Below are 6123 nucleotides of genomic sequence, written 5' to 3' on the forward strand. Positions count from 1 at the left end.
CCGCACCTGGATGGTGTTCGGGGTGGTGTCCGTGACGCACAGGTTGTAGGCGCGGCCGTCCCAGGCCGGGCACTCGCGCAGGATGTCGCGGAGCTTGTCGCGCATCGCTTCGACGGGGGCCGTGTGGTCGAGGTGCCAGAAGACGATGCCGGTCATCTGCGGGGTGCGGGGTGCCGCTGCGCCCACCCTCCCCCAAGCTCTCGGCTTCGCTCGAGCAGGGGGGACCCCCATCGCCCCAGCGGCACGACTGCCCGCAGCTGGGACGAGACTGCCCGCAGCTGGGGCGGCGGCCCGCAGGCTAGGTGGTCGGCTTGCGGGCGATCAGGCGGTATGTGTTGGCGAGGCGGGTGCGGCGGGCCAGGGGGGCGAGGGCGTGGTCTGCTGCCGCTGCCAGGGCCACCAAGGGGAGGCCCGCCCGGAGGAGGGCGCTGCGAGCGTGCCGGCGGACGGGGGGTGGGGGGATCGCCCGCCACGGGGTGTCGGGCGCCGGGACGCTGTGGGCGAGAGCCAGGGCCATGGCACCCGAGAGGTCGTGGGGCACGTGAACCGGGCGGTGGTCGAGGGTGAGGATCTCGCAGCCGGCGGCCTCCAGCTCGGCTCTGAGGTTCTGCGGCGGGAGCAGGTGGAGGTGGCGGGGCTGGTCGTAGCAGAGCCACCAGCGGCCCAGCATCGCGGCGAAGACGCTGCGAGGGCTGAGGGTCTCGACGAGCAGGTGGCCGCCGGGGCGCAGGGCGGCGAGGGCCGCGTGGAGTTCCGCTCGGGGGTCGGTGGTGCCCTCCAGGTGGTGGAGCATGCTGACCACGTCGTAGCGGGCGCGCAGGGGGGTCGCGACGCGGGGGTCCGTCAGGCGGCCCACGTGGGCTTCCTCGACGCGTTCGGCCGTCCGGGCCCGGACCACGAGTGGAGTGTGGTCGAGGCCGTCGAAGGACGTGTAGGGGAAGAACTCCTGTGCCGTCGCGGGGAATCGGGCGTGGCCCGTGCCCACGTCGAGCCAGCTCTCCGGCTCCCCGACGCGCCGCATCGCGCGGGCGGCCGAACGGTGGCGGTGCCGGCTCGCGCGCAGGGCGAGGAGCGAGTCGGACGCGGGGTCCAGGGGTGCTCCACGCGCGGTGCGGTGGTAGAGCGCGAGGCCTTCGAACGTGAGGCGGGGGTTCTGGAAGGTGTGGCCGCAGTCGCGGCACTGGTCGACGGTGAAGCTGCCCGGCTTGTACTGCCGCAGGTCACCGCTGCGCATCCGGTTCCGCAGGCGGGTGGAGCCGCACCAGGGGCAGTCCTCGCGGCGTGGTTCGTGGACGCGGGTGGTCGCCTGGGCGGCGGACGGCGCGCAGGGGGTGGAGGGGGTGGAGGGTGCGGGCATGGGCGGCTCCCGGGCGCGAGACGTACGGCAGGGGCGTACGACAATCAGCTGCAAACCGGAACGTATGGGATGCCGATCTTGGGTGCAACGACGTCGCGCTGACGGAGTCGCGATGTGGCGCCGTGCTGTTCGATCCGTGCCGGTACTGTTCGGCGAATGAGCTCGCTTAATCTCGACGACTTCACCGATCTGATCGAGCGTCCGGACGGCGGGGTGCGCCGTGACGCCGAGGCTCGCCGGGAGCGGCAGATCGTGCCGCCCGGAGCGCTGGGCCGCCTCGACGACCTGGGTGAGTGGCTGGCCGCGGCGCAGTCCGCCGTGCCGGTACGGCCGGTCGAGCGGCCGCGGGTGGTGCTCTTCGCCGGTGACCACGGCGTCGCCGAGCTGGGCGTCTCGGCTCGTCCGGCGGGCGGCGCCGGGGAGTTGGTGCGCGAGGTGCTGGAGGGCGGCCGGCCCGTGTCGGTGCTGGCACGGCGGCTGGGTGTGTCCGTGCGGATCGTCGACATGGCCCTGGACTGCGACCCGGAGGCGCTGCCCGAGGACGTCGTACGGTACCGGGTGCGGCGCGGCAGCGGGCGGATCGACATCGAGGACGCGCTGACGCCGGAGGAGGCCGAGGCGGCGTTCCGGGCCGGGGTCGCGGTGGCCGACGAGGAGGCCGACTCCGGTACGGATCTGGTGGTGCTCGGCGATGTGAGCGTCGGCGGCACCACGGCGGCGGGCGTGCTGGTCGCGGCGCTGTGCGGGGTCGACGCGTCGGTCGTCACCGGGCGGGGCGGGCTGGCCATCGACGACCTGGCGTGGATGCGCAAGTGCGCGGCGATCCGTGACGCGCTGCGCCGGGCCCGGCCGGTGCTCGGGGACCAGTTGCGGCTGCTGGCGGCGGTGGGCGGCGCCGATCTCGCGGCGATGACGGGCTTCCTGCTGCAGAGCGCGGTGCGGAAGCTGCCGGTGGTGCTGGACGGGGTGGTGACGGCCGCGTGCGCGCTGGTCGCGCAGCGGATCGCCTTCCGGGCACCGGACTGGTGGCTGGCCGCGCACGACAGCGGAGAGCCCGGGCAGGCCAAGGCGCTGGACCGGATGGCCCTGGAGCCGCTGCTGACCCAGGGCGTGACCGTCGGCGAGGGCGCGGGCGGCCTGCTGGCACTCCCCCTGGTGCAGGCCGCGGCCGCGCTGGCGGCGGAGCTGCCCGAGAAGCCGAAGGAGTCCGAGGAGCCGGTGGAGTCGGAGGTCTCCGAGGCGGCCGCCGAGCAGTAGCGCCCGAGAGAGCCAGGTCACGCACGCCTGGCTCAACTTCGTCCCGTTCCGGTCGGTCTTGGAACGTGGGGTCGGTTCGACTGAGTCGCAGACTCCCTCAGACGTACCGCCGCACGGACGGGGACGACCGCTCGATGACCACGCTCGCCCGCTGGGCCCGCGCCGAATGGGGGCCGCTGTACGCGACCGTGCGCGGGCCGCTGCGGGAGCGGCGGTGGCGGGCCGTGCCGATGGCGGTCACGGCCGTGTGCCTCACGGCGGTGCTGCACTTCGTGCACAGCCAGTCGTGGGGCTATCGGTTCGTGCAGGACGTCGGTGCCGTTCGCGCCGAGGACCCGCTGTGGCTCGCGCTCCTGCGGACGCCGCTGTCGCTGTTCGTGCCCGCGCTGGATCTGCCGGTGTGGGGCGCGCTGGCGCAGATCCTGGTGGTGTTCGGTGTCGCGGAGCTCTGCCTCGGCCGGGGACGCACGCTGCTCATCGCCTACGTCGCGACGCTCGCCGGCACCCTGTACGCCCGCCTGGGCGTCTGGCTGGGGGCTGACTTCCCGCTGGGGCTGCCCGCCTCGAACGCCCGCGTGGTGGGACACCGGGCCGTCGGCGGCGTGGGTGGGTCTTGCCGTGTACCTGGGCCTGCGCCACCGCGCGTACGTCACGGCCGGGGCGGTGATCGCGGCGATGGTGGCCGAGGTCGCGGTGAAGGAGAACCTCGCGGGCAAGGAGCACCTGGCGGCGATCGCGGCCGTGCTGGTGCTGTGCGCGGCCGCGAGCTGCGTCAGCGGCGTTCGAGGGACCGGGTCGGCTCGGGGTCGGGCGCACCGCCGATCCAGTCCTGAAAGGCGCGCCGGGGGCCCACCCAGCGGCGGTCGTGGTGGTAGGCCCGCAGGGTGGATCTCGCGCGGGCGCGGTAGCGGTTCCGGTAGAACCGCTTGGCCCACGGGGAGGCGGGGCGGGCCAGCCGTACGGCGGCGATCAGGGCCACGACCGGGATGATCGCCCCCAGGACCGCGAGGCGGATCTTGCCCTTGAACAGCGCGACGAGGGCGAAGGCGAAGTTCACGAGGACGGTCGCGAGGGCGACGGCGCGGTTCTGCTCCTGGCCCTCGGAGAGGTCGTTGACGCCCAGCGGCGAGAAGCCGAGCAGGAGCAGGCCGACGAGCGAGGCGGTGAGGACGACCATCTCGACGCTCTTGCGGCCGTCCGCGGTCCAGTAGACGTCGGCGAGGTGCAGGACCAGGGCGAACTCGTCGAGGACGAGGCCCGCGCCGATGCCGAAGAACACCGCGGCCAGGCACGAACCGAAGCCGTGCTGGCCGCCGGCGACCGCGCCGAAGCCGCCGACGATGGTCAGGATGACGCCGGGGACCACGTGGTGGACGTGGACGCCTCCGCTGCTGACGTTGCCGAAGGGGCCTTTGCCCGCCCGGATGAGGCGGGTGATGGTCCGGGTGATCACGAAGGTCAGGACGAAGGAGATGAGAGCGAGGAGCAGCGGCAGCTTGCCGGGTTCCACGATGTTCCGCTCGAACCATCCCATATGTGAACTTTATCCTCGGCCGCCGTGCCCGCTCTCCTGACCGGCCGGTAGCCTGCGCCGGTGCCCAGAACCTCGCCCCTCGACGGCCTCCGCTTCGCCTTCGGCACCCTCACGGTGTTCCCGGTCCGGGTGACCCGCTGGGACCGGGAGGCGGCGCGCGGCGGGATGCTGTGGGCGCCGGCGGCCGGGCTGGCGGTCGGTACCGCTGCCGCCGCCGCCGGGCTGGTGACGCTGTTCCTCGGTGCCGGGGGTCTGCTCGCGGCCGTGGCCACCGTCGCCGTGCCGGCCGTCCTCACCCGGGGGCTGCACCTGGACGGTCTCGCGGACACCGCCGACGGGCTGGGCAGCGGGAAGCCCGCCGAGGACGCGCTGCGGATCATGAAGCAGTCGGACATCGGGCCGTTCGGGGTCATCGCCCTCGTCCTCACCCTGTTCGCCCAGGTCGCCGCGCTCGCCCAGGCCTACGACGCCTCCTGGGCCCGGGGCGCGTGGGCCGCCGTCGTCTCCGCGACCGTGGCCCGGCTGGCCCTGACCCTGGCGGCCCGGGCCGGGGTGCCGGCGGCCCGGCCCGAGGGGCTGGGGGCGGCGGTCGCGGGTGTGGTGCCGATGCGAGGAGCGTTGCTCGCCGCCGTCGCGGTCGCGGGGGCCGCGGCTGCGGGGAGCGTCTCCCTCGGCCCGTACGACGTGGCACGGACCGTGCTCGCGGTCGTGCTCGCCCTGGGCGCCGCCGAAGCGCTCCTCCGCCACTGCACCCGCCGCTTCGGCGGGGTCACCGGTGACGTGTTCGGCGGCCTGGCGGAGACGGCGGCGACCACGGCCCTCGTCGTGCTGTCGCTGGGCTGAGACGAGCTCCCGCGCCGGTCACCGCGACGGGGCTCAGCACGCCCGCCGCCACACCCCCAGTTCGTACTTCTTGAGCAGCGAACTCAGCTTCAGCCGGCGGGACTCGGCGCAGAAGCGGCCGGTCGGCACCTCGTACTCGACGTGGAAGACCGCCTTGCCCGCCTCGACGAACGGCTTCAGGGCCGCGCACTCGCCGTACTGGGCGCACTGTTCGTTGACCGCGAAGTCGAAGTCCCCGACCAGTTCCGGGATCTGGTCCAGGTCGTTCTTCAGGCCGACGGCCAGGCCCCGGTCGTGGGCCAGCCGGGCGACGAGGCGGTTGTAGTGGAGCTGGTCGGCGGCGGTGAGGGGGAAGCCGGTGTCGTTGCGGTAGCCGTCCATGTTGTCGGGTTCCACGGCGTCGAAGCCCTTGTCGCGGCACATGTCGATGCGCGCCGCCATGAGCGGCTCCAGGACGTCGGTGCGGCGGATGTCGAGCCAGCGCTCGCCCTTCCAGCCGTTGCCCCGGCCGAGCACCTTCTTCGGGAACTTCCCGGCGTCCGGGCGGAACTCCTCCCAGGCGCCCGTGGAGAGATAGCAGATGACCTTGCGGCCGTCGTCGTGCAGCCCGGTGACCGTGTCCTCGGAGTGGTCGAAGCCGTCGATGTCGTAGACCGGCACGTCGACGGAGGTGTCCAGACGCCCGCTGAGCTGCCACTGCCAGGCGGTGCCGGGCCGGGGCTGCCAGCGGGGGCCGGGCTTGTCGTCGGGGTCCTGGGTGCAGCCCGCGAGCAGCAGGAGCAGCAGGGCGACGAGCGGGGACAGACGTCTCACGGGGTGATCTCCGGGTTGTGCAAGGTGGACGGCAGGGTGCCCCAAGGATGATCTCCCGTTCCGGGGACCGCGCAGTGCACCGCCGCACCCCGGGCCTTCGCCAGGCCTTCCGGGTCGGCGCGGGCGCTCACCGGATCGCGACGAGTGTGACTCAGCTCACCAGTGTGAGGGATCAACAAATGGCCACCATGCCACCCAGAGGTGAACGCCCGCAGGAATGAGCGAACCGGGCCACGCGCGTAGTCTCGACGTCGAGTGTTCGCCGCACCGGGGAAGGCCCCGTGATTACCGGACCCTGAGGTCGGAATAGGGTCGGTCG

General features: G+C 73.5%; 5 protein-coding genes and 2 pseudogenes. 3 read left to right on the forward strand and 4 right to left on the reverse strand.

Annotation, left to right across the window (positions count from 1 at the left end; translation table 11 throughout):
• Positions 1–165 (reverse strand): annotated as a pseudogene (locus tag SSQG_RS38980) (mechanosensitive ion channel family protein); the annotation flags it as partial.
• 133 nt (positions 166–298) lie between these two features.
• On the reverse strand, positions 299–1357 hold the full coding sequence (locus tag SSQG_RS10455; protein WP_003989710.1) for a class I SAM-dependent methyltransferase: 1059 nt from the start codon (positions 1355–1357) through the stop codon (positions 299–301).
• A gap of 156 nt (positions 1358–1513) precedes the next feature.
• Between SSQG_RS10455 and cobT the strand changes: the two genes are divergently transcribed.
• The gene (gene cobT / locus SSQG_RS10460; RefSeq protein ID WP_003989711.1) at positions 1514–2614 is read left to right on the forward strand and encodes a nicotinate-nucleotide--dimethylbenzimidazole phosphoribosyltransferase; all 1101 of its coding nucleotides are present in this window, start codon (positions 1514–1516) and stop codon (positions 2612–2614) included.
• 134 nt (positions 2615–2748) lie between these two features.
• Positions 2749–3447: pseudogene (locus SSQG_RS42140) on the forward strand (hypothetical protein).
• Here SSQG_RS42140 and SSQG_RS10470 read toward each other — a convergent pair.
• The gene (locus SSQG_RS10470; protein ID WP_003989713.1) at positions 3387–4148 is read right to left on the reverse strand and encodes a hypothetical protein; all 762 of its coding nucleotides are present in this window, start codon (positions 4146–4148) and stop codon (positions 3387–3389) included. The pseudogene SSQG_RS42140 and the gene SSQG_RS10470 overlap by 61 nt on opposite strands.
• Positions 4149–4208: 60 nt before the next feature.
• Here SSQG_RS10470 and SSQG_RS10475 point away from each other — a divergent pair, with 60 nt between their 5' ends.
• Positions 4209–4991 carry an adenosylcobinamide-GDP ribazoletransferase gene (locus SSQG_RS10475; RefSeq protein WP_003989714.1) on the forward strand — a complete coding sequence of 261 codons (783 nt, stop codon included), beginning with the start codon at positions 4209–4211 and terminating at the stop codon, positions 4989–4991.
• A 33-nt stretch (positions 4992–5024) separates the two neighbouring features.
• Here SSQG_RS10475 and SSQG_RS10480 read toward each other — a convergent pair whose 3' ends face one another.
• The gene (locus SSQG_RS10480; RefSeq protein ID WP_039932319.1) at positions 5025–5804 is read right to left on the reverse strand and encodes an endo alpha-1,4 polygalactosaminidase; all 780 of its coding nucleotides are present in this window, start codon (positions 5802–5804) and stop codon (positions 5025–5027) included.
• Positions 5805–6123 lie beyond the last annotated feature (319 nt).

This window comes from Streptomyces viridochromogenes DSM 40736, from assembly GCF_000158955.1.
In the GTDB taxonomy this organism is placed as follows: Bacteria; Actinomycetota; Actinomycetes; order Streptomycetales; family Streptomycetaceae; genus Streptomyces; species Streptomyces venetus.

Bases quoted from the DNA above. Each gene is read 5' to 3' on its own strand.
- SSQG_RS10455 (WP_003989710.1), bottom strand. From the start codon at position 1,357: ATGCCCGCACCCTCCACCCCCTCCACCCCCTGCGCGCCGTCCGCCGCC.
- cobT (WP_003989711.1), top strand. From the start codon at position 1,514: ATGAGCTCGCTTAATCTCGACGACTTCACCGATCTGATCGAGCGTCCG.
- SSQG_RS10470 (WP_003989713.1), bottom strand. From the start codon at position 4,148: ATGGGATGGTTCGAGCGGAACATCGTGGAACCCGGCAAGCTGCCGCTG.